General features: G+C 60.4%; 19 protein-coding genes. 8 read left to right on the forward strand and 11 right to left on the reverse strand.

What is annotated here, in order from left to right; translation table 11 throughout:
- Nucleotides 1-149: 149 nt before the first annotated feature.
- The 5 genes from ACIPIZ_RS12120 to ACIPIZ_RS12140 all read left to right on the forward strand — a co-directional run bounded on the left by ACIPIZ_RS12120 (nt 150) and on the right by ACIPIZ_RS12140 (nt 8,688).
- Nucleotides 150-1,307, forward strand: coding sequence for an efflux RND transporter periplasmic adaptor subunit (locus tag ACIPIZ_RS12120; RefSeq protein ID WP_401165469.1), 1,158 nt, complete (start codon nt 150-152; stop codon nt 1,305-1,307).
- Between the two features lie 3 nt (nt 1,308-1,310).
- A complete protein-coding gene (gene emhB / locus ACIPIZ_RS12125) occupies nt 1,311-4,460 on the forward strand; it encodes an efflux RND transporter permease subunit EmhB (RefSeq protein ID WP_064393041.1) in 3,150 nt (1,049 codons plus the stop codon).
- Entirely contained in the window at nt 4,457-5,917 is a 1,461-nt protein-coding gene (emhC, locus tag ACIPIZ_RS12130) for an efflux RND transporter outer membrane subunit EmhC (RefSeq protein ID WP_064393042.1), read from the forward strand. Before emhB ends, emhC begins: the two co-directional genes overlap by 4 nt.
- A gap of 441 nt (nt 5,918-6,358) precedes the next feature.
- On the forward strand, nt 6,359-7,618 hold the full coding sequence (locus tag ACIPIZ_RS12135; RefSeq protein WP_401165472.1) for an OprD family porin: 1,260 nt from the start codon (nt 6,359-6,361) through the stop codon (nt 7,616-7,618).
- Between the two features lie 266 nt (nt 7,619-7,884).
- The gene (locus tag ACIPIZ_RS12140; RefSeq protein WP_401165474.1) at nt 7,885-8,688 is read left to right on the forward strand and encodes a methyltransferase domain-containing protein; all 804 of its coding nucleotides are present in this window, start codon (nt 7,885-7,887) and stop codon (nt 8,686-8,688) included.
- A 106-nt stretch (nt 8,689-8,794) separates the two neighbouring features.
- Here ACIPIZ_RS12140 and pcaC read toward each other — a convergent pair whose 3' ends face one another.
- The 11 genes from pcaC to pcaR all read right to left on the reverse strand — a co-directional run bounded on the left by pcaC (nt 8,795) and on the right by pcaR (nt 19,864).
- Nucleotides 8,795-9,187: a 4-carboxymuconolactone decarboxylase gene (gene pcaC / locus ACIPIZ_RS12145; RefSeq protein ID WP_025110738.1), complete on the reverse strand. Its 393-nt coding sequence runs from the start codon at nt 9,185-9,187 to the stop codon at nt 8,795-8,797.
- A gap of 10 nt (nt 9,188-9,197) precedes the next feature.
- Nucleotides 9,198-9,989 (reverse strand): 3-oxoadipate enol-lactonase, encoded by a 792-nt coding sequence (pcaD, locus tag ACIPIZ_RS12150; RefSeq protein WP_401165476.1) that lies wholly within the window; start codon nt 9,987-9,989, stop codon nt 9,198-9,200.
- Nucleotides 9,990-10,001: 12 nt separating this feature from the next.
- On the reverse strand, nt 10,002-11,366 hold the full coding sequence (locus ACIPIZ_RS12155; RefSeq protein ID WP_401165478.1) for a 3-carboxy-cis,cis-muconate cycloisomerase: 1,365 nt from the start codon (nt 11,364-11,366) through the stop codon (nt 10,002-10,004).
- Between the two features lie 45 nt (nt 11,367-11,411).
- The gene (locus tag ACIPIZ_RS12160; protein WP_064393047.1) at nt 11,412-12,707 is read right to left on the reverse strand and encodes an MFS family transporter; all 1,296 of its coding nucleotides are present in this window, start codon (nt 12,705-12,707) and stop codon (nt 11,412-11,414) included.
- A 263-nt stretch (nt 12,708-12,970) separates the two neighbouring features.
- Nucleotides 12,971-13,537: a protocatechuate 3,4-dioxygenase subunit alpha gene (pcaG, locus tag ACIPIZ_RS12165; protein ID WP_064393048.1), complete on the reverse strand. Its 567-nt coding sequence runs from the start codon at nt 13,535-13,537 to the stop codon at nt 12,971-12,973.
- A gap of 1 nt (nt 13,538) precedes the next feature.
- The gene (gene pcaH / locus ACIPIZ_RS12170) at nt 13,539-14,243 is read right to left on the reverse strand and encodes a protocatechuate 3,4-dioxygenase subunit beta (protein ID WP_105707497.1); all 705 of its coding nucleotides are present in this window, start codon (nt 14,241-14,243) and stop codon (nt 13,539-13,541) included.
- A gap of 36 nt (nt 14,244-14,279) precedes the next feature.
- Entirely contained in the window at nt 14,280-15,485 is a 1,206-nt protein-coding gene (gene pcaF / locus ACIPIZ_RS12175) for a 3-oxoadipyl-CoA thiolase (protein WP_401165481.1), read from the reverse strand.
- Nucleotides 15,482-16,261: a CoA-transferase subunit beta gene (locus tag ACIPIZ_RS12180; protein ID WP_064393051.1), complete on the reverse strand. Its 780-nt coding sequence runs from the start codon at nt 16,259-16,261 to the stop codon at nt 15,482-15,484. The genes pcaF and ACIPIZ_RS12180 overlap by 4 nt, the downstream gene beginning before the upstream one ends.
- Nucleotides 16,261-17,118 carry a CoA transferase subunit A gene (locus ACIPIZ_RS12185; protein ID WP_064393052.1) on the reverse strand — a complete coding sequence of 286 codons (858 nt, stop codon included), beginning with the start codon at nt 17,116-17,118 and terminating at the stop codon, nt 16,261-16,263. The genes ACIPIZ_RS12180 and ACIPIZ_RS12185 overlap by 1 nt, the downstream gene beginning before the upstream one ends.
- 262 nt (nt 17,119-17,380) lie before the next feature.
- Nucleotides 17,381-18,727 carry an MFS transporter gene (locus ACIPIZ_RS12190; RefSeq protein ID WP_103307045.1) on the reverse strand — a complete coding sequence of 449 codons (1,347 nt, stop codon included), beginning with the start codon at nt 18,725-18,727 and terminating at the stop codon, nt 17,381-17,383.
- A 294-nt stretch (nt 18,728-19,021) separates the two neighbouring features.
- Nucleotides 19,022-19,864: a pca regulon transcriptional regulator PcaR gene (gene pcaR / locus ACIPIZ_RS12195; protein WP_007917109.1), complete on the reverse strand. Its 843-nt coding sequence runs from the start codon at nt 19,862-19,864 to the stop codon at nt 19,022-19,024.
- Between pcaR and ACIPIZ_RS12200 the strand changes: the two genes are divergently transcribed.
- From ACIPIZ_RS12200 to ACIPIZ_RS12210, 3 genes are all read left to right on the forward strand, one after another.
- Nucleotides 19,853-20,056, forward strand: coding sequence for a hypothetical protein (locus tag ACIPIZ_RS12200; RefSeq protein ID WP_163024158.1), 204 nt, complete (start codon nt 19,853-19,855; stop codon nt 20,054-20,056). The genes pcaR and ACIPIZ_RS12200 overlap by 12 nt on opposite strands.
- A 459-nt stretch (nt 20,057-20,515) precedes the next feature.
- Nucleotides 20,516-20,716: a hypothetical protein gene (locus ACIPIZ_RS12205; protein WP_008080067.1), complete on the forward strand. Its 201-nt coding sequence runs from the start codon at nt 20,516-20,518 to the stop codon at nt 20,714-20,716.
- A 374-nt stretch (nt 20,717-21,090) separates the two neighbouring features.
- Entirely contained in the window at nt 21,091-22,566 is a 1,476-nt protein-coding gene (locus tag ACIPIZ_RS12210; RefSeq protein ID WP_105707491.1) for an inorganic phosphate transporter, read from the forward strand.
- Nucleotides 22,567-23,214 lie beyond the last annotated feature (648 nt).

A 23,214-nucleotide genomic window follows, 5' to 3' on the forward strand; every position in this document is an offset into this window, starting at 1 on the left:
TTGTAACGGGCTGGGTACGCGGCAAAGGTATTTACAAACAACCATGAACGTAAGTATATTACTTAGCAAGCTACTTATCCACCCGGTATCCTTTTTTTACCCTTACACACTTCTTGTGCGCTCTTTGCGCGCCTGACCCGAGGATCTTCATGCAATTCAAGCCAGCTGTTACCGCTCTGGTCACTGCCGTCGCCCTGGCATCGCTGCTCAGCGGATGTAAAAAGGAAGAAGCGGCACCGGCCGCTCCGCCCCCTCAGGTCGGCGTCGTCACCCTGCAACCACAAGCGTTTACCCTCACCTCCGAACTCCCGGGCCGCACCAGTGCGTTCCGCATCGCTGAAGTTCGACCGCAGGTCAACGGCATCATTCTCAAGCGTCTGTTCAAGGAAGGCGGCGATGTCAAAGCCGGCCAGCAGCTGTACCAGATCGATCCGTCGGTCTATGAAGCGACCCTGAAAAGCTCCGAAGCCAACCTGCGTTCGACCAAGTCGATCTCCGATCGCTACAAGCAACTGGTCGACGAGCAGGCCGTGAGCCGTCAGGAATACGACACCGCAGTGGCCAACCGCATGGAATCGGAAGCGTCGTTGCAGACCGCACAGATCAACGTGCGTTACACCAAGGTGTACGCGCCGATCTCCGGCCGCATCGGTCGTTCTTCGGTCACCGAAGGTGCACTGGTCAGCAATGGCCAGACCGACGCGATGGCAACGATCCAGCAACTGGACCCGATCTACGTCGACGTCACCCAGTCCTCGGTTGAATTGCTGGAACTGCGTCGTGAGCTGGAAAGCGGTCGCCTGCAGAAGTCCGGCGATACCGCCGCAGCGGTCAAACTGACGCTGGAAGACGGCAGCCAGTACAAGCTCGACGGTAAGCTGGAATTCTCCGAAGTCACGGTCGACCCGACTACCGGTTCCGTGACCTTGCGCGCGGTGTTCCCGAACCCGGATCACACCCTGCTGCCAGGCATGTTCGTCCGCGCCCAGTTGCAGGCCGGTGTCAACGCCGCCGCCATTCTGGCGCCGCAACAAGGCGTGACCCGTGACCTCAAAGGCACCCCGACCGCACTGGTCGTCGGCGCCGACAACAAGGTCGAACTGCGTCAGCTCAAGGCCAGCCGCACCGTTGGCAGCCAGTGGCTGATCGAAGACGGCTTGAAAGCGGGCGATCGCTTGATCACCGAAGGGCTGCAGTACGTGCGCCCGGGTGTTCAGGTCAACCCGTCCGAAGCCACCAATGTCGGCAACAAGAACCCGGCCCCCGCTCAGGCAGCTGACAAAGCCGCCGGCGGCAAAGGGGAGTAATTCATGTCAAAATTCTTCATCGACCGTCCGATTTTCGCCTGGGTAATTGCCCTGGTGATCATGCTGGTCGGGGCACTTTCGATCCTGAAACTGCCGATCAACCAGTACCCGAGCATTGCGCCGCCGGCCATTGCGATCTCCGTGACCTACCCGGGCGCTTCGGCGCAAACCGTGCAGGACACCGTGGTCCAGGTGATCGAGCAGCAGCTCAACGGTATCGACAACCTGCGTTATGTGTCGTCGGAAAGTAACTCCGACGGCAGCATGACCATCACCGCGACCTTCGAGCAAGGCACCAACTCCGACACCGCGCAGGTACAGGTTCAGAACAAACTGAACCTCGCTACCCCGCTGTTGCCGCAGGAAGTGCAGCAACAAGGTATCCGCGTGACCAAGGCAGTGAAAAACTTCCTCCTGGTTATCGGTGTGGTATCGCGTGACGGCAGCATGACCAAGGACGACCTGTCCAACTACATCGTGTCGAACATGCAGGATCCGATCTCGCGGACCGCCGGTGTCGGTGACTTCCAGGTCTTCGGTGCCCAGTACGCGATGCGCATCTGGCTCGACCCGGCCAAGTTGAACAAGTACAACTTGACCCCGGGCGATGTCAGCACCGCGATCTCGGCACAGAACGTCCAGGTGTCTTCCGGTCAACTCGGCGGCTTGCCGGCATTGCCGGGCCAGCAACTGAACGCGACGATCATCGGCAAGACCCGTCTGCAGACTGCCGAGCAGTTCAAGGCGATTCTGCTGAAGGTTAACCAGGACGGCTCGCAAGTGCGTGTCGGCGACGTCGCTGACGTCGGTCTGGGCGGTGAAAACTCGAGCATTTCTGCGCAGTTCAACGGCAGCCCGGCCTCTGGTCTGGCGGTAAAACTGGCCAACGGTGCCAACGCCCTCGACACCGCCAAAGCGCTGCGCAAGACGATTGACGACCTCAAGCCGTTCTTCCCGGAAGGCATGGAAGTGGTATTCCCGTACGACACCACTCCTGTGGTGACCGAGTCGATCAAAGGTGTGGTTGAAACCCTGGTCGAAGCGATCGTGCTGGTGTTCCTGGTGATGTTCCTGTTCCTGCAGAACTTCCGCGCCACCGTCATCACTACGATGACCGTGCCGGTGGTATTGCTCGGTACATTCGGCATCCTCGCGGCGTTCGGTTTCAGCATCAACACCCTGACCATGTTCGGTATGGTGCTGGCCATCGGCTTGCTGGTGGACGACGCCATCGTCGTGGTGGAAAACGTCGAGCGGGTGATGAGCGAAGAAGGCTTGTCACCGAAGGAAGCGACCAAGAAGTCCATGGGCCAGATCCAGGGTGCACTGGTCGGTATCGCGCTGGTGCTGTCGGCGGTATTGCTGCCGATGGCGTTCTTCAGCGGTTCCACCGGTGTGATCTACAAGCAGTTCTCGATCACCATCGTGTCGGCCATGGCCCTGTCGGTACTGGTCGCGCTGATCTTCACCCCGGCGCTGTGCGCGACCATGCTCAAGGCGATTCCGAAAGGCGAGCATGGCACGCCGAAGAAGGGTTTCTTCGGCTGGTTCAACCGCAATTTCGACCGTGGTGTGCAGAGCTACGAGCGCGGTGTCGGCAACATGCTGTCGCGCAAAGCGCCATACCTGCTGGCTTATCTGCTGATCGTGGTCGGCATGATCTGGCTGTTCACCCGCATCCCAACCGCGTTCCTGCCGGAAGAAGACCAAGGCGTACTGTTCGCCCAGGTGCAGACCCCGGCCGGTTCGAGTGCCGAGCGTACTCAGGTGGTGATCGACGAAATGCGCAGCTACCTGCTGGATAAAGAAGCAGGCGCAGTGTCCTCGGTGTTCACCGTGAACGGCTTCAACTTCGCCGGTCGCGGTCAGAGCTCTGGCCTGGCGTTCATCATGCTCAAGCCGTGGGACGAGCGTAACGCGGACAACAGCGTGTTTGCCCTGGCCCAACGTGCCCAGCAACACTTCTTCACTTTCCGCGATGCCATGGTGTTCGCGTTCGCCCCGCCTGCGGTACTGGAGTTGGGTAACGCCACCGGTTTCGACGTGTTCCTGCAAGACCGCGCCGGTATCGGTCACGACAAACTGATGGAAGCGCGTAACCAGTTCCTCGGCCTCGCCGCGCAGAGCAAAGTGCTCTATCAGGTGCGTCCGAACGGCCTGAACGATGAACCGCAATACCACCTGGAAATCGACGACGAGAAAGCCCAGGCCCTTGGCTTGAGCCTCACCGACATCAACAGCACGCTGTCGATCTCCTTCGGTAGTAGCTACGTCAACGACTTCATCGATCGCGGTCGTGTGAAGAAGGTCTACGTGCAAGGTCAGGCCGGTGCTCGCATGAGCCCTGAAGACTTGAAGAAATGGTACGTGCGCAACAACGCCGGGACCATGGTGCCGTTCTCCGCCTTCGCCAAAGGCGAGTGGATCTACGGTTCGCCGAAACTGGCGCGTTACAACGGTGTGGAAGCGATGGAGATCCTCGGTTCTCCGGCGCCGGGTTACTCCACCGGTGATGCGATGGCCGAAGTCGAAGCGATTGCCAAGAAGCTGCCGGCGGGTGTCGGTATCTCCTGGACCGGTCTGTCCTATGAGGAACGTCTGTCGGGTTCGCAAGCGCCCGCGCTGTACGCCTTGTCGCTGCTGATGGTGTTCCTGTGTCTGGCGGCGCTGTACGAGAGCTGGTCGATTCCGATCGCGGTTATGCTCGTGGTGCCGCTGGGGATCATCGGTGCGCTGCTGGCCACCAGCCTGCGCGGTCTGTCCAACGACGTGTACTTCCAGGTGGGCCTGTTGACGACCATTGGTCTGGCGGCTAAAAACGCCATTCTGATCGTCGAGTTCGCCAAAGAATTGCATGAACAAGGGCGTAGCCTGCGTGATGCGGCGATCGAAGCCTGCCGCATGCGTCTGCGCCCGATCATCATGACCTCGCTGGCCTTCGTCCTCGGTGTTGTACCGCTGGCGATCTCCACTGGCGCCGGTTCAGGCAGTCAACATGCGATCGGTACGGGTGTGATTGGCGGTATGCTCACGGCCACGATCCTGGCGATCTTCTGGGTCCCACTGTTCTTCGTTACGGTTTCGTCCATCGGCCAGCGTAAGATCGCTGACGAGGATGAGACTACTGAAACTCCTAAAGAGGCTGGCCAATGAGCAAGTCGCTACTCTCCATCGCAGTCGCCGCCTTCGTGCTGAGCGGTTGCTCGCTGATACCTGACTATCAGCAGCCTGAGGCTCCGGTCGCAGGTCAGTACCCACAGGGGCCGGCGTATTCGCCGGCCCAGGCTCCGGCGCAGGCCGCTGCCGAGCAGGGCTGGAAGCAGTTTTTCCATGACCCGGCGCTGCAACAGCTGATCCAGGTTTCGCTGGAAAACAACCGTGACCTGCGTGTCGCGGCGCTGAACATCGATGCTTACGCGGCTCAATACCGCATCCAGCGTGCCGACCTGTTCCCGGCCGTTTCGGCCAATGCCAGCGGCAGCCGTCAACGTCTGCCGGCTCGCGCGTCGACGACGGGCGACTCGATGATCAGCAGTTCGTATTCCGCCACCGTCGGCATCAGCGCCTACGAACTCGACCTGTTCGGTCGGGTGCGCAGCCTGAGCGAGCAGGCCTTGCAACAATACTTCGCCACTGAAGAAGCACGCCGCAGCACCCAGATCAGTCTGGTCGCCAGCGTCGCCAATGCTTACCTGACCTGGCAAGCGGACAAGGAACTGCTCAAGCTGACGCAAGACACCCTCGGTGCCTTCGAAGAAAGCTACAAGCTGACCAGCCGCAGCAACGAAGTCGGTGTGGCTTCGGCGCTGGATCTGGCGCAGTCGCGCACCTCGGTCGAGAACGCCCGTGCACAACTGGCGCGTTACACCCGTCAGGTCGCACAGGACGAAAACAGCCTGACGCTGCTGCTCGGCACCGGTATCCCGGCCAATCTGCAAGCGGCCAAACCGCTGTCGGATGACCTGCTCAGCGATGTACCGCCGGGTCTGCCTTCGGACTTGCTGCAACGTCGTCCGGACATCCTGCAAGCCGAGTACAACCTGAAAGCGGCCAATGCCAACATCGGCGCGGCCCGTGCGGCGTTCTTCCCGAGCATCAGCCTGACCGCCAACGCGGGCAGCCTGAGCCCGGACCTGTCCGGTCTGTTCAAGGGTGGTTCGGGGACGTGGCTGTTCCAGCCGCAGATCAACCTGCCGATCTTCAACGCCGGCAGCCTGCGCGCCAGCCTCGACGCCGCCAAGATCCAGAAGGACATTGGCGTGGCGAACTACGAGAAGTCCATTCAGACGGCCTTCCAGGAAGTCGCCGACGGCCTGGCCGCACGCCAGACCTACACCGAACAGCTGCAAGCGCAGCGTGACTTCGTTCAGGCCAACCAGGATTACTACCGTTTGGCCGAACGTCGCTACCGCATCGGCGTCGACAGCAACCTGACCTTCCTCGATGCCCAGCGTCAGCTGTTCAGCGCGCAACAAGCGCTGATCACCGACCGCCTCGCGCAGCTGACCAGTGCGGTCAACCTGTACAAGGCCCTGGGTGGTGGCTGGAATGCGCAGACCGCGCAGAACGAACCGCTGAAAGAAGAAGCGCCGAAGATGAAGTTGTTCTGATCATCATCGGCTGAATACAAGGAGCCCACCGATTGGTGGGCTTTTTGTTGTGTCTGAGAAAGTTGTGGTGTCTGGACTGGCCCCATCGCTGGCAAGCCAGCTCCCACAATGTTCTGTGGTGTACCCAACATTGTGAACGACACAAAAACCTGTGGGAGCTGGCTTGCCAGCGATGACGCCCTCACATTCACCCAATACACCGACCAAATCTTGCGTTCGATAATCGCCCAAAACCCGCTTCCGCCGATTGAATCTCCACCACCGCCCCCCGCACCATTCGAGCCACAAAACCAATAACAACAGGTTCGCCACATGCTCCCGCGCCCTGCTCCATCCGGCTGATCGCCGCCGCTTCATTCCCTGAATCCATGCATTTCTGCACCGTAAAAAACGGCCGCAGCGCCCCCGTTCGCCCTAAAAAAACAAGAGAGACCCGAGCCCATGACCACCTCCCCTGCGCCTTATGCATTTCCTGGCCTGATCGCCCTGGCCCTGGCCGGTGCAGCCCTTCCCGCTGCGGCTGAAGAAGCCGGTTTCGTCGAAGGCGCCAAGGTCAACCTCAACCTGCGCAACTTCTACATCAACCGCAATTTCACCAACCCGACCAAAGCTCAGGGCAAGGCCGAAGAGTGGACGCAGAGCTTCATCCTCGACGCCAAGTCCGGCTTCACCCAAGGCACCGTCGGTTTCGGCATGGACGTGCTCGGCCTGTATTCGGTGAAACTCGATGGCGGCAAAGGCACGGGTGGCACGCAGTTGCTGCCGCTGGATCACGACGGTCGCCCGGCGGACAACTTCGGCCGCACCAACGTCGCCTTCAAAGCCAGGCTTTCCCAGACCGAAGTGAAAGTCGGCGAGTGGATGCCGGTGCTGCCGATCCTGCGTTCAGACGATGGTCGCTCGCTGCCGCAAACCTTCCGTGGCGGGCAGATCACCTCGAAGGAAATCGACGGCCTGACCCTCTACGGCGGCCAGTTCCGCGCCAACAGCCCGCGCGACGACAGCAGCATGAGCGACATGTCGATGACCGGCAAAGCGGCGTTCACCTCTGATCGATTCAACTTTCAAGGCGGTGAGTATGTTTTCAACGAAAAACGCACGCAGATCGGTTTGTGGAACGCTGAACTCAAAGACATCTACAGCCAGCAATACGTCAACCTGATCCACAGCCAACCACTGGGCGACTGGACCCTCGGCGCCAACCTTGGCTTCTTCTACGGCAAGGACGATGGCAGCGCCCGCGCCGGCGATCTCGACAACAAGACCTGGTCGGGCATGTTCTCGGCGAAGTACGGCGGCAACACCTTCTATGTCGGCCTGCAGAAGCTCACCGGCGACAGCGCCTGGATGCGCGTCAACGGCACCAGCGGCGGCACCCTGGCCAACGACAGTTACAACGCCAGTTATGACAATGCGCAGGAACGCTCCTGGCAAGTGCGCCATGACTACAACTTCGTGGCACTGGGCATCCCCGGCCTGACCCTGATGAACCGCTATATCAGCGGCGACAATGTGCACACCGGGACGATCACCGACGGCAAGGAATGGGGCCGCGAATCGGAACTGGGCTACACCGTGCAGAGCGGCGCATTGAAGGATCTCAACGTCAGATGGCGCAACTCGACCATGCGCCGGGATTTCAGCAACAACGAGTTCGACGAGAACCGCTTGATCGTCAGCTACCCGATCAGCCTCCTCTAATCACCGATCAAAACTGTAGGAGCTGCCGAAGGCTGCGATCTCTTGATCTTGTTTTTAAGATCAACAGATCGCAGCCTTCGGCAGCTCCTACATTGGATTTGTGCCATTGGTCAGGAGAAGTGGCACTTTGCCGGTCGGCAGGTAAAGTGACAAAACCTGAAGGACTCAGGTGCTTCACCTTTCCGCTTCCGTCGTCGTAGTCGGTCCTCAAGCTGGGAGCCAGGTTGTCATCGGAAGACACCAACGATCACCGGAGGACCACCTCAATGATCTCTCGTCTTGCAACACCCGACTGGGACGCCAAGGCGTACCAGCAGTTTTCCCGTCTCAGGCAACGACCGGTCCATGAACTGCTTGACCGTGTGGACCTGCCGAACCCGCAACGCATTTACGACCTTGGCTGCGGCACCGGCATTGCTACGCAATTGTTGGCCAAACGCTGGCCGCGCGCGCAGTTGCAGGGGATCGATAGCTCGGCACAGATGCTCGCCGAAGCGCGCTGTCTGCCGGTCAAAGCGTTGTGGAAACAGTGCGATCTGCTCGACTGGCAACCGGAGCAACCGGCAGATCTACTGCTCGCCGCCGCCGTGCTGCACTTTATCGATGGCCATGAAACGCTGCTGCCGCACCTGCTCGGTTATCTGAATCCCGGCGGTTGTCTGGCGGCGCACATGCCGGACTGGCGCGATGCGCTGTGGTATCGGCTGATGCTCGACACCCTCGAAAACGGCGGCCCCGGTGGCACGCCGATGGGCACCCCTGAGCTGCGTCAGCGCATGGCGGCGCGGCCGTTGTTGGCGCTGGAAGATTACTACCGCTTGCTCGCGCCGCTGACCTCGTCGCTGGATATCTGGGAGACCGAGCAATTGCAGGTAGTCGACGGCAAATCACCGGTGTACGACTGGGTGAAGGTTTCGGCGCTACGGCCGGTGATGCAGGCGCTGAATTCTGCGGAACAGGCGCGGTTTATTTATCACTATCTGATGCGCGTGCATAAGCATTATCCGCAGGAGAGCGATGGGCATACGTTGTTTGCGTTCAAGCGGATATTTATTGTGGCCACCGTCTGATTTGTCGCGGCCACTATCGCTATCGCGAGCAGGCTCACTCCTAAAGGGGAACGCATTCCAAATGTAGGAGTGAGCCTGCTCGCGATGGCGTCAGCCCGGCCAACGACTATTCCCGGGATTCGACTCCTAGCTCATCCCAAACCGATTCAGCCAAATGAAACGTCGCATTCGCCGCCGGTATCCCGCAATAAATCGCACTCTGCATGATCACTTCCTTGATCTCGCCCCGGCTCACACCATTATTGGCCGCCGCACGCAGGTGCAGTTTCAGCTCACCTTCGCGGTTCATGCCAATCAGCATCGCGATAGTGATCAGGCTGCGCGTGTGCCGAGGCAAGCCCGGACGTGTCCAGATATCGCCCCAGGCATGCCGGGTGATCATCTCCTGGAACTCCGAGTTGAACTCGGTCAGCGTGGTCAGGCTGCGATCGACATGCGCATCACCGAGCACCGCGCGGCGCACTTGCATGCCGTCGTCGTAACGTTGTTTCTCGTCCACAAAAACTTCCTCACTTAGCCTGCAAAAACGCCAACACACGATCACTGAAATCCGCGTCAGCCTGCACGTTGGACAGGTGCGCCGCATAGAACTCGGCGTACTCGGCACCGCGTACATGCTCCTGAATGAAATGCCCACCGGCCGGCGGCGTCACCGCATCTTCGGTGCCGGCAATCACCAGCAACGGCACGTTGATCGAAGCCAGTTGCTCGCGGAAATCGGCATCACGCACCGCCGCGCAATTGGCCGCGTAACCCTCAGGCGAAGTGGCCGCGAGCATGTCGGTGATCTGCTTGGCTGCGGCCGGATGTGCAGCGGAAAAATCAGGGGTAAACCAGCGGGCGATCGACGCATCACGCAGGGCAACCATCGCCGCCGCGCCGTCACGCAGTACGGTTTCGATGCGTGGATTCCACACCGACGGATCGCCGATTTTTGCTGCCGTGTTGCAGACGATCAGCTTGTGCAGACGATGCCCGGCGTTGATCCCCAGCCACTGGCCGATCAGGCCGCCCATCGACAATCCGCAGAAATGCGCGCGCTCGATGTGCAGTGCATCCAGCAAACCGAGCACGTCATAACCCAGTTGCTCGATGCTGTAAGGCCCCGGCGTCACCAGCGATTTGCCGTGGCCACGGGTGTCGAAACGCAGCACGCGAAAATGCTCGGTGAACGCTGGCATCTGCGCGTCCCACATGTGCAGATCAGTGCCCAGCGAGTTGGACAGTACCAGCACCGGCGCATCGACCGGGCCCTCGATTTGATAGTGCAGTTCGCCATCGGCGAGTTGAACGAAAGCCACAGCCCTCTCCTTTCAGTCAGACAATGCGTTGTGTTCGGCCACCGCGCGCTCGACCCAGGTTTTCGCCTGACCGAGGTAATGAGCGGGGTTCAAAAGATGATCCAGTTCAGCGCTGCTCAGCTCAGCGTTGACCTTCGGTTCGTCACCGAGTACGGCGCGCAAATGGCGCTGTTCGGCCACCGCGCGTTTGCAGCATTGCTCAAGCAAGTGATGCGCAGTGTCGCGGCCGACACGCTGGGCGAGGACGATGCTCACGGCTTCGGCGAGCACCAGCCCTTGGGTCAGTTCGAGGTTGTGCGCCATGCGCTCAGCGTCGACTTCCAGACCCTCAGCGAGCAATTTCGCCTGTTGCAGCGAACCCGACACCAGGCAGCAGATTTCCGGCAGGGTTTCCCACTCGGCATGCCACAAACCGAGACTGCGTTCGTGTTCCTGCGGCATCGCGCTGAACAACGTCGAGACCAGACCTGGCACGCGCGTCGCTGCGCCGATCAACACCGCAGCACCGACCGGATTGCGTTTGTGCGGCATGGTCGACGAACCGCCTTTGCCCGGCGCCGATGGCTCAAACACCTCAGCCGCTTCAGTCTGCATCAACAGGCTGATGTCGCGGCCGAACTTGCCGAGGCTGCCGGCGATCAAACCGAGCACCGCGCCGAACTCCACCACACGATCGCGCTGGGTGTGCCACGGTTGTTCCGGCAAGGTCAGTTGCAGTTCTTCGGCCAGCGCTTCGGCAATCGGCAGCGCCTGTTCGCCCAGCGCCGCGAGGGTGCCGGAGGCGCCGCCGAATTGCAGCACCAGCAGACGCGGCTTGAGTTCGCGCAAGCGCTGACGGCTGCGAGTCACAGCGCCCAGCCATCCGGCGATTTTCATGCCGAGGGTCACGGGCGTCGCGTGTTGCAGCCAAGTGCGTCCGGCCAGCGGTGTCGCTGCATGGCGTTGTGCTTGAACAGCGAGAGAGTCAGCCAGTTGCGCCAGATCGCTTTCAATCAATTCCAGCGCCTGACGCAATTGCAGCACCAGCCCGGAATCCATCACGTCCTGACTGGTCGCGCCCAAATGCACATAACGCTCGGCTTCGGCACTGGTCGCGGCAATCTGCTTGCCCAACGCTTTGACCAACGGAATCGCCGAATTGCCGGCCGTGGCAATCGCCTCGCCCAGTGCCGCGAAGTCATACAGACCAGCGCTGCACGCCGCCGCAATCGGTGCCAGCGCAGAGGCAGGAATCAACCCGACCCGCGCTTCGGCCCGAGCCAGCGCCGCTTCGAAGTCGAGCATCGCCTGCACGCGGCCCTGATCGCAGAACACCTCGCGCATATCGCGGGCAGTGAAGTAGGCATCGAACAATTGATTGCCCGGTCGCTGAGTCATAAAAGTCCTTGCCGGCGCGGGCCATCACGGCCCGCGCGCATCGGGTTAGAGATCGTGGTGCAAATACGCCGCCTGTTTCGGCAGGCGCAGGCTGAACAGGAAGGCGATCGCCATCATGGCCGTCACGTACCAGTAGAAGGAGTTTTCCATGCCGATGTTCTTCAGGCTCAGCGCGACGAATTCCGCCGAACCGCCGAAGATCGCATTCGCCACCGCATAGGCCAGACCGACGCCGAGCGCGCGGACTTCCGGCGGGAACATTTCGGCTTTCACCAGGCCGCTGATCGAGGTGTAGAAACTGACAATCGCCAGCGCCACGGTGATCAACACAAAGGCCAGAAACGGGCTGCTGACGCTTTTCAGGCTCAACAGAATCGGTACGGTGAACAGCGTGCCGAGCGCGCCGAACCAGAGCATCGAGTTACGTCGACCGATCTTGTCGGCGAGCATGCCGAACAGTGGCTGCATGCACATATACAGGAACAGCGCACCGGTCATGATGTAGCTGGCGGTCTTGGCGTGCATGCCGGCGGTGTTCACCAGGTACTTCTGCATGTACGTGGTGAAGGTGTAGAAAATCAGCGAGCCACCGGCGGTATAACCGAGCACGGTGATGAACGCGGCTTTGTGATCGCGGAACAGCGCGGCGATGCTGCCGGCGTCCTTGTGCGCGCGGGTTTCCTTGTTGGTGGTTTCTTTCAGCGAACGGCGCAGGAACAGCGAAATCAGCGCCGCCACCGCACCGACCACAAACGGAATCCGCCAGCCGTAGGCACGCAGGTCTTCTTCGCTGAGGAACTGCTGCAGGACCACTACCAGCGACACCGCCAGCAGTTGCCCGCCGATCAGGGTCACGTACTGGAACGAGGCGAAAAATCCACGCTGGCCCTTGAGCGCGACTTCGCTCATGTAGGTCGCGGTGGTGCCGTACTCACCGCCGACCGACAGGCCTTGCAGCAAGCGTGCGAACAACAGCAGGACCGGTGCCCAGACGCCGATGTCCTTATAGGTTGGCAGACAGGCGATCAGCAACGAGCCGAAGCACATCATCAGAATCGAGATGAGCATCGAGTTCTTGCGCCCGTGCTTGTCGGCGACACGGCCGAAAATCCAGCCGCCGATTGGACGCATCAGAAAGCCGGCGGCGAACACGCCAGCGGTGTTGACCAGTTGCACCGTGGGGTTGTCGGAGGGGAAAAACGCCGGGGCGAAATAGATCGCGCAAAAGGCGTAGACGTAGAAGTCGAACCATTCGACGAGGTTGCCGGACGAGGCGCCGACAATGGCAAAGATGCGCTTGCTGCGCTCTTCACCGGTGTAATGGGAGGTGGTGGTTGTCATTGTTTTTCACTCGATAGGGACAGTGAGAGTCTAGACATACTTTGCAACAGTCCCGTTCCTCAAGGCGAAACATCAAAAGATCGCAGCCTTCGGCAGCTCCTACATGGGTCTGCATTCTCCTGTTGATCGTTCCCACGCTCCGCGTGGTAACGCATCCTGTGACGCTCCGCGTCACGGTGGACGCGGAGCGTCCATGGCGGCATTCCCACGCAGAGCGTGGGAACGATCATGTAGGAGCTGCCGCAGGCTGCGATCTTTTGATCTTAATAATCGAAGAACACCGTCTCGGCATCAGTGCCCTGCAGAATCACATTCCACTGGTAAACACCCGATTCATCCTTCTTCGCCAGCAAGGTCGGGCGACGTTCAGCCGGTACGCATTCGAGCAACGGATCATCAACATTCGCCGGCTCGCCTTCAAAGTAGATCCGCGTCAGCAAGTGCTTGACCAAGCCACGGGCAAACACCAGCACCACCAGATGCGGTGCCTGAGTCGAACCTTTCAGCCCTTCAACCGTACCCGGTTTGATCGTGGTGAAACGGAAACGCCCTTCAGCATCCACCGGCACACGGCCAAAGCCTTCAAAGTTCGGATCGAGCGGTTTTTCCTGCTCGTCTTCCGGGTGGTCGTATTTACCGGCGGCGTTGGCCTGCCAGACTTCAAGCATGGCGTCGTTGACGACATCGCCGTTGCCATCCACCACCTGCCCGGTGATCGCCACGCGCTCGCCGAGGGTCTGCTCAACGGTGAGATCTTCACGGTTCAGCCAGGTCAGGCCGATGTGGTAGTACGGCCCGACGGTGTGGGACGTGGTCGCAGTCAGCGTCATCTTATTTCTCCATCGGCGTGGCTTCACGCCCGCGCAGCACGATGTCCCAGCGATAACCGAGGGCGTAGGACGGAATGGTTTTTTCCAGATCGAAACTGGCGATCAGGCGTTCCTTGGCCGAAGTGTCCGGCACGCAGTTGTAGATCGGGTCGTAAGCCAGCAGCGGGTCGCCCGGGAAATACATTTGCGTGACCAAGCGGGTGAGAATGCTCGGCCCGAACAGCGAAAAGTGGATGTGCGCCGGACGCCAGGCGTTGTGGTGGTTGCCCCACGGGTAGGCGCCGGGCTTGATGGTCTGGAACTGATACCAGCCGTCGGCGTCGGTGACGGTGCGGCCGGTGCCGGTGAAGTTCGGGTCCAGCGGCGCGTCATGCAGGTCGCGTTTGTGGTTGTAGCGACCGGCGGCGTTGGCCTGCCAGATCTCCACCAGAATCCCCGGCACCGGCAGACCGTTTTCGTCGAGCACGCGGCCGTGAATGATGATGCGTTCGCCCTGCGGCTCGCCTTCATGCTGGGCGGTCAAGTCATTATCGGTGTCGCCCACACGCTCAGCGCCGATGGTCGGGCCGGTGATTTCCGACAGCGAGTGCGGCAGAAACACCAACGGCTTCGACGGCGAGCGCAGGTTGGTGGATTGATACGTCGGGTGCAGGTAATCAGGCTGAGTGCCTTCCTGCGGACGACGGTAACCAGGCTTGTCAGACATGTCGCTTTCCTCTGTTCTTTTTCGTCACGGCTGGCGTCAGACGCGTTCGATGGCCAGGGCCAGACCTTGGCCGACACCGACGCACATGGTCGCCAGACCTTTCTTGCCGCCGGTCTTTTCCAACTGATGCAGCGCGGTCAGCACCAGACGTGCACCGCTCATGCCCAACGGGTGACCAAGAGCAATCGCCCCGCCGTTCGGGTTGACCTGCGCGGCGTCGTCCGCCAGCCCCAGTTCACGCAGCACTGCCAAGCCTTGGCTGGCAAACGCTTCGTTGAGTTCGATCACGTCGAAATCGCTGACCGCGACGCCCAGGCGCTCGATCAGTTTGCGCACCGCCGGCACCGGGCCGATGCCCATCACGCGCGGCGCTACACCGGCGCTGGCCATGCCGAGCACTTTGGCGCGGGCGGTCAGACCATGTTTTTTGACCGCTTCGGCGGACGCCAGAATCAGTGCGGCAGCACCGTCGTTGACCCCGGAGGCATTGCCGGCGGTGACGGTTTTATCCGGACCGTTGACCGGTTTCAACTTGGTCAACGCTTCAATCGTGGTATCGGCACGCGGATGTTCGTCCTGGCTGACCACGGTTTCGCCCTTCTTGTGGGCAATCCGCACTTCAACAATTTCTTCGGCGAAGTAGCCGGCGGCCTGCGCGGCGGCGGTACGTTGCTGACTGCGCAAGGCAAACGCGTCTTGGTCTTCGCGCGAGACTTTATAGTCGTCGGCGACTTTGTCGGCAGTCTGCGGCATCGCGTCGACGCCGTACTGCGCCTTCATCAACGGGTTGATGAAACGCCAGCCGATGGTGGTGTCTTCCAGCTTCATGTTGCGCGAGAACGCCGCGTCAGCCTTGCCCATCACGAACGGTGCGCGGGACATCGACTCGACGCCGCCGGCAATCGCCAGCTCCATCTCACCGCTGGCAATCGCACGGAATGCAGTGCCGATCGCGTCCATGCCCGAAGCGCAGAGGCGATTGAGGGTCACGCCCGGTACGCTGTCCGGCAGGCCGGCCAGTAGCAGCGCCATACGCGCGACGTTGCGGTTGTCTTCGCCGGCCTGGTTGGCGCAGCCGAGGAACACTTCGTCGATGGCGTTCCAGTCCACCGATGGATTGCGCTCCATCAGGGCCTTGATCGGCACCGCGGCCAGGTCATCGGCGCGAACGGCGGACAATCCGCCGCCGAAACGGCCGATCGGCGTGCGAATCGCGTCGCAAATATAAACCTCACGCATCATGCTTCTCCCGGTGCCTGGCCGTGGGCCGCGGCGGTGCGCGCTTCAAGATCGCGCAGTGCAGTCAGTTCGACTTCAGTCGGTTCAGCGGTGTTTTCAACATGTTCGGCAAAACGGATCGCCCAACCGGTGGCCGCGACCACTTGCTCGCGGGTTACGCCCGGATGCAAAGCGGTGACGACGAATTCGTGGGTACCTTCTTCCGGTTCCATGATGCACAGGTCGGTGATGATGCCAACCGGCCCGGCGCCCGGCAGGCCCAGACGTTTGCGCGAATCGCCGCCCTCGCCATGACCGACCGAGGTGATGAAATCGAGCTTGTCGACAAACGAACGCGCCGACTGTTTAAGGATGATCAACACGCTTTTCGCCGAACCGGCAATCTCCGGCGCGCCACCGGCACCCGGCAGACGCACTTTTGGCGAGAAGTAATCGCCAACCACGGTGGTGTTGATGTTGCCGAAACGGTCGACCTGCGCGGCGCCGAGAAAACCGACGTCGATGCGCCCGCCCTGCAACCAGTAGCGAAAAATCTCACCGGTCGGCACGACGGTGTCAGCGGTTTCCGCCAGCTCACCGTCACCGATCGACAGCGGCAGCACGCTTGGCTTGGCGCCAATCGGGCCCGACTCATAGATCAGCACCACGTCCGGCGACGAGGTCAGGCGCGCAAGGTTGGCGGCTTTCGACGGCAGGCCGATGCCGACGAAGCATACCGAGCCGTTCTTCAGGCGACGGGCCGCCGCGACGGTCATCATTTCATTGGTGGTGTAAGTCATTACTTGGCCTCCGAAGCAGCGGCCAACTTGGCCTGGAACGCACTGAAGTCAGCGCAGCCATGGATGTATTCGTTGATCCACGCGGTAAACGTCTCACGGTCGCGGGCGATCGGATCCCACGCCTGATAGAAACGATTGTCGCGCTCGGTGTAACCGTGGGCGTAGGACGGGTGTGCACCACCGGGCACGTGGCAGACCGCGCTCAAGGCCCAGGTCGGCAGTACACAGGCGTTCATCGGTGCCTTGAGGTCATCGACGATTTCTTCGACGGTGACGATGCAGCGCTTGGCGGCCAGTGCGGCTTCTTTCTGCACACCGAGAATGCCCCACAGCAGGACGTTGCCTTGGCGGTCGGCTTTCTGTGCGTGGATCACGGTCACGTCCGGGCGCACCGACGGCACCGCCGCCAACACTTCACCGGTAAACGGGCAGGTCACGGTTTTGATCAGCGGATTGACCTTCGGCAGGTCGGAACCGGCGTAGGCACGCAGCACCGCGAATGGCAGTCCGGAAGCGCCGGCGACGTAGGCATTCGCCAGGTCAGCGTGGCTGTGTTCTTCGATTTCCAGCGCGTGCGGCCATTGCTTCTCGACCGCGTCACGCAGACGATGCAGCGAACCGACGCCCGGGTTGCCGCCCCAAGAGAAAATCAGTTTGCGTGCGCAACCGGCACCGATCAGTTGGTCGTAGATCAGGTCAGGCGTCATCCGCACCAGCGTCAGATCTTTCTTGCCCTGACGAATGATTTCATGACCCGCAGCCGTAGGGATCAAGTGAGTAAAGCCTTCGAGCGCGACGGTGTCGCCGTCGTTGACGAATTGCTTCACCGCGTCGTGCAGCGAAAGGATCTCAGCCATGGAGCGGGCTCCTGTTTTTGTAATGAATCGCCAGTGATAAAAAGGCGCGAGGTTCAGCGCCGGAGTCACTGCAGATTAAGCCTGGGGAATTGGCCAAACAATCCGATAATCGACTGAGCGTTCGTTTATCGAACAGATTGTTGTCAGCCTATCGGTTCGTGTTGCCTGCAAAAGATCGCAGCCTTCGGCAGCTCCTACAGGGTTACGCGTTCACATGTAGGAGCTGCCGATGGCTGCGATCTTTTCGCTTTACATCGAAATATCAGGTCGCATCCGCATGACTGACCATGCCTTTGATCACCACCGCCGTGGTGGCCAATGCCGCCGGAATCACCAACGCCGTCAGCACCTGCTCGAAATTCCAGCCCAGGCCCAACAACGTGGCGCCCATCCATGCCCCGAGAATCGCGCCAAAGCGGCCAATCCCCAGCATCCACGACACACCAGTCGCCCGCCCTTGGGTCGGATAAAACCGCGCCGCCAGTGACGGCATCGCCGATTGCGCACCGTTCACGCACATCCCCGCCACCAACACCAAGGTTGCCAGCAAGGTGATATTTCCAAGGCTCTGCCCTACCGCGTAGGCAAACACCCCGGCCAACAGGTAGAAAATGCCGATGACCTTGTGCGGATTGAAGCGGTCCATTGCCCATCCCACAGCCACCGCGCTCAAAACCCCGCCGAACTGGAACAATGCGCCAATGAAAGCGGCTTGCTCCATGCTCGCGCCGCTGTCACGCATCAGCGTCGGCAGCCAACTGGTCAGCAGGTAGACGATCACCAGGCCCATGAAATAGGTCAGCCACAGCAGCAAGGTGCCGGTGCTGTAGGTGCCGGAGAAGATCACCGCAAACACGTTGCGCGCCTTGACGGTCTTCTGTTCAGGCACGCTGAAACTGGAGGCTTGAGCGACGGTGACCGGATCAATCGGCGCCAGGGTCTTGCGCACCTTGTCGGTGCCACGGTTACGCACGACCAGGTAGCGCGCCGATTCCGGCAGCCAGAACAGCAGCACCACCGCGAGGATCAGCGGCAGGATCCCGCCAATCAGCAGCAGGCTGTGCCAGCCGAACGCCGGGATCAGCTTGGCGGAAATGAACCCGCCGCCGGCCATGCCGAGGTTGAAACCGCAGAACATGCTGGTCACCAGCAGCGACTTTTTGCGCTCCGGGGTGTATTCCGAAAGCAGCGTGGTTGCGTTCGGCATCCCTGCGCCCAAGCCAAGGCCGGTCAAGAAGCGCAGCACCAGCAGTTGTTCGACGTTGGTGCTGTACGCCGACGCGAGACTGAAGGCCCCGAACAGAACCACGGCGCCGACGAGTACGACTTTTCGCCCGAAGCGGTCAGCCAACGGGCCGGAACCCAGTGCGCCGAAGACCATGCCGATCAACGCGGCACTCATCACCGGGCCGAGGCTGGCGCGGTCGATGCCCCAATCCTGCGACAGCGCCGGGGCAATGAAGCCCATCGCGGCGGTGTCGAGGCCATCGAGGAAGACAATCAGGAAACACAGAATCACCACCCGCCACTGATAGCGCGAGATCGGTTGGGCATTGATGAAGGTCTGCACGTCGAGGCAGTTACCCACAGCGGACTGAGGCTGGTTCATTATTTTTATTCCACGCAAAAAACGCAGTCGAACGGCGGCCGGCCAAGGAGCGGCACGGTCACAAGAATAGAAGAGCTGGATCAGGCGTTGCGGCGAACCCGGCAACAGCGGTTGGAGCGGAGACAGTCGGGGAGCGTGCGCATGGTGAGTTGCCTCTTGTCATTATTATGGGGGTCGACAGTCCGGCGGGCTCATTCACATCAGCGCCGGATGACGCTGCCGCGACATTAATGATCCGGGGGTTTTAGCGTCAATTCGATAAACGCAACACTGTGCGTTTATCGAACAGCTTCATCAGGCAAACAACTGCGCACTGAGGTCGCGGCTGGCACTGAGCAGGCCCGGCAGGAAGCGCTGCTCCAGCTCGGTACGGCTGACGCGACCGGCGTGGGTACTGACGTTGAGCGCCGCGACGACTTGGCCCGAGGCGTCGTAAACCGGCACAGCAATCGAGCGCAAACCTTGCTCCAATTCCTGATCGACGATGCACCAGCCCTGCTGCCGCACTTCCTGCAGGCATTCGAGCAACGCGTCAGGGGTGTGGATCGTGCGGCTGGTCTTGGCGACCAGTTCGGCGTGATCGAGATACTCACGCAGCGACGTATCGTCGAGCGCGGCCAGCAGAATCCGCCCCATCGACGTGCAGTACGCTGGCAGGCGCCCGCCCACCGACAGGTCCACCGAAATCAGCCGCTGCGTGGTTGCCGAACGCGCGATGTAGAGAATGTCGTCGCCCTCGAGCGTGGCCATGTTGCAGGCTTCGTGCAATTGCTCGCTCATGCGGTCGAGGTAGGGTTGCGCCGACACCGCCAGAGGCGTTGACGATAAGTAGGCGTGACCGAGGGTCAGCACTTTCGGCAGCAATGAATAGGTGCGGCCGTCGGTGGTGGCGTAGCCGAGTTTGATCAGGGTGTGCAGGCAACGGCGCACGGCGGCGCGGGGAATTTCCGTGCGGTGGCTGATCTGCGCGATGGTCAGATGACGTTTGCGTTCCTGGAAGGCCTGGACCACGGCCAGACCACGGGCCAGCGAGGTCATGAAATCCGGGTCGCCCGTCAGCGCCTGAATCCGCTTGGCTGGCGAGGCGACAATCGGTGGCGCCACGGAGGTGAAGGAGTTGCGCATTTGATCGTTCATTTCCTGTCCTTATTTCCGGATACCGCACGGATCAATGGCTATACAAGCGACTGGCCAACAGATGCACAAGGGCTGGGACGCCAAGATTGGGCGATTATCGAACGGCAGACCGATAATCGCAATGCAACCTACGCCGCAATCCGCACAACCGAGACGCTTGTGCAACTTCAGCAGCAAACTGAACCTTCTTAGTTGATCGACTAAATGGCGCCAAAAACAGATCGGTCAGTAAATAACGCTCGGCTTGCAGTTCAACTAGTAATAAAAGTTGCGAGTAACAAAACGATCACACATCCGGAACCGTTTTTAACTTGGCAAAGATAGTCATTCCCGAATCGACCGCTATAATGCACTCAGTGACAACCTGTTTTAATCACCGAGGTTGCCACCCGCTGACGCGATGCCATCGCTGTCGGACCCGGCCAGCGCCTGACGTTCATTACTCATGCAACGCCAACGCTCGCTGAAACAGGAAACTGATGCTGCGTCAGTTTTAATCTGGTGCCGTAGCCGCCTGTAACACGGAAGTCTTGATCGCCCTGTCGATGACACCAATGCCTGCACAGGCGTTGCGCACTCGACGGGGTCGCTCAATCGATCTGTTGCAGTGCGTTTCACCAGACATTCAACTCAAATCAAACAGGTAGCACTGTGACGAAAGACGAACTGCGCGCGGAACTTGAGCGCCAGGAACAACGTTACAAGGAAGTTTACGGCGGGGAAGTCACCACCTACGCCGCCCAGCCCGAACCAGAACGCAAAGCGTGGCGTAAACGCCCCACCGTTCAGGATCAGGTGTTCAAGCAGGAAATAGAAAAGATCGAAAAGGAACTCAAAGCCGAAGAGCCATGAGCCCCGCTGCTTGAATTCTTCGGGGGCAAGCGTGCGCACCGGTTACAAGCGCGGTGTATAGACCTTGCCTTGCGCGCCCGCTACCCGCGGGCAGCGGCTATCTCCCCGTCCTACAGGGTGAAGGGGAGCTTCCTACAGGTTTCACAGATATTTCAGACAAGCGTTTGAGCCTCCAATGCGCCGGCAAAAGCGACCTGAAAAAAAGCGCTTTCCCAATAAAATCAACAGGTTGAAAAACCCTGTGTGACGCTTGGTTTTAACGCGCTGCAACAAATTAAATCGAAGAAGATTGTTACCGACGAGCAGGTAGGGCATCGATTTCCAGTCTTTTCTGGCATAATCGCGCCCCCTTACGACCGGGTCAGAAAACCTTCATGATCGATTTATTCAGCGGACTGGATGCTTGGGTGCTTGTGAGCCTCTTGCTCGCCCTGACGTTTGTCCTCGCCTTCGAGTTCATCAATGGATTTCATGACACCGCTAACGCGGTAGCCACTGTTATCTACACCAAAGCCATGCCGCCTCACCTGGCGGTGTTCTTCTCCGGTGTGTTCAATTTCCTCGGCGTACTGCTGGGTGGCGTTGGCGTGGCGTATGCCATTGTCCACTTGCTGCCGGTTGAGCTGCTGATCAATGTGAACACCGGCCATGGTCTGGCGATGGTGTTCTCGTTGCTCGCCGCGGCAATCGCCTGGAACCTTGGCACGTGGTACTTCGGTATCCCGGCGTCCAGCTCGCACACGCTGATCGGTTCGATCCTCGGTGTCGGCCTGGCCAACGCCCTGATCAACGACATTCCGTTGGCAGATGGCGTGAACTGGCAGAAAGCGATCGATATCGGCGCCTCGCTGGTGTTCTCGCCGATGGCCGGCTTCCTGATCGCCGCGCTGATCCTGATCGGCCTGAAATGGTGGCGCCCGCTGTCGAAGATGCACAAGACACCGGAACAGCGTCGCAAGATCGACGACAAGAAGCACCCACCGTTCTGGAACCGTCTGGTCCTGGTGATCTCGGCCATGGCCGTGAGCTTCGTACACGGTTCCAACGATGGCCAGAAAGGCATCGGCCTGATCATGCTGGTGCTGATCGGTATCGTTCCGGCGCAGTTCGTGCTCGACCTGAACAGCACCACCTATCAGATCGAACGCACCCGCGACGCGACCCTGCACCTGAGCCAGTTCTACCAGCGCAACGCCGATTCGCTGGGTGAATTCCTGGCCCTGGGCAAGAGCGTGGAAGGCGACCTGCCGGAGAAATTCCGCTGCAACCCGCAGCAGACCGAACCGACCATTTCCGCCCTGCTGCACACCCTCAAAGGTGTAGCGGACTACCATTCGCTGTCGTCCGATAGCCGCATCGAAGTGCGTCGTTACCTGCTGTGCCTGGACGACACCGCGAAGAAGGTGGGCAAGCTGCCTGGCCTGGAACCCCGTGAAAAGGCTGACCTCGACAAGCTGCGCAAAGACCTGACCACCACCACCGAATACGCGCCGTTCTGGGTGATTCTGGCGGTTGCACTGGCTCTGGGCCTGGGCACCATGGTCGGCTGGAAGCGCGTTGTTCTGACCATTGGTGAGAAGATTGGCAAGCAAGGCATGACCTATTCCCAGGGCATGTCGGCGCAGATCACTACTGCCAGCCTTATCGGTATGGCCAACATCTTCAGCCTGCCGGTGTCGACCACTCACGTGCTGTCTTCGGGCGTGGCTGGCACCATGGTCGCCAACAAGAGCGGCCTGCAGGGTGGCACGGTGCGGACCATTCTGTTGGCTTGGGTGTTGACCTTGCCGGCGACTGTTGCGCTGTCGGCCGGGTTGTTCTGGCTGGCGTCGAAGGCATTGGGTAGTTGATAGATAGCTGTGCATGAGAAAGGCGCGATTCGTGAGGATCGCGCCTTTTTTTGTGTTTGGGGGGTTGGGATTGGGGGCATATCCGTTGCTGCGGGTGCTGCCGCTGGCGGTTTCGCTCTTACAGCGAGTCACCTTTTCCAGACGCCGGAATGCCGGCCCAGCGAAAAGTAACCAAAAAGGCTTGCCCCGGCGTACGGCACTTCGCTGAGGCTCAGTGTTCCCTCGCTACGGTGTCCATCCGGGGGCATCGCCTACGGTTTGCTTCGCTGCACCTCCTCTCGATGTATGCGGCTACGCCGCACGGCGCTGCGCGCCTACCCCCGGATGAACACCTACGCTCGGCCTGCCGATGGGGCAAAAGATCAAAAACCAAAGCCAAAGCCAGATCAAAAGCCCCTCACCCTAGCCCTCTCCCAGAGGGAGAGGGAACTGATCGAGGTGTTTGGGCGAGCTACGCTGACATGAAATACCGAGCCGAACTCAGACTTTGAAGCTTTGAAGCTTTGAAGCAAGAGCCCCTCACCCTAGCCCTCCCGAAACGTCGGACCGCCCGTAGGGAGAGGGGACTGACCGAGGTGTTTGGGGAAGGTACGCCGACGTGCGATACCGCGTTGAACTCAGATCTTGAAAAGCCCAGAAATCGGCCCC

Origin of the sequence: Pseudomonas sp. NPDC087690 (assembly GCF_044743175.1) — a bacterium.
Taxonomy (GTDB): Bacteria; Pseudomonadota; Gammaproteobacteria; order Pseudomonadales; family Pseudomonadaceae; genus Aquipseudomonas.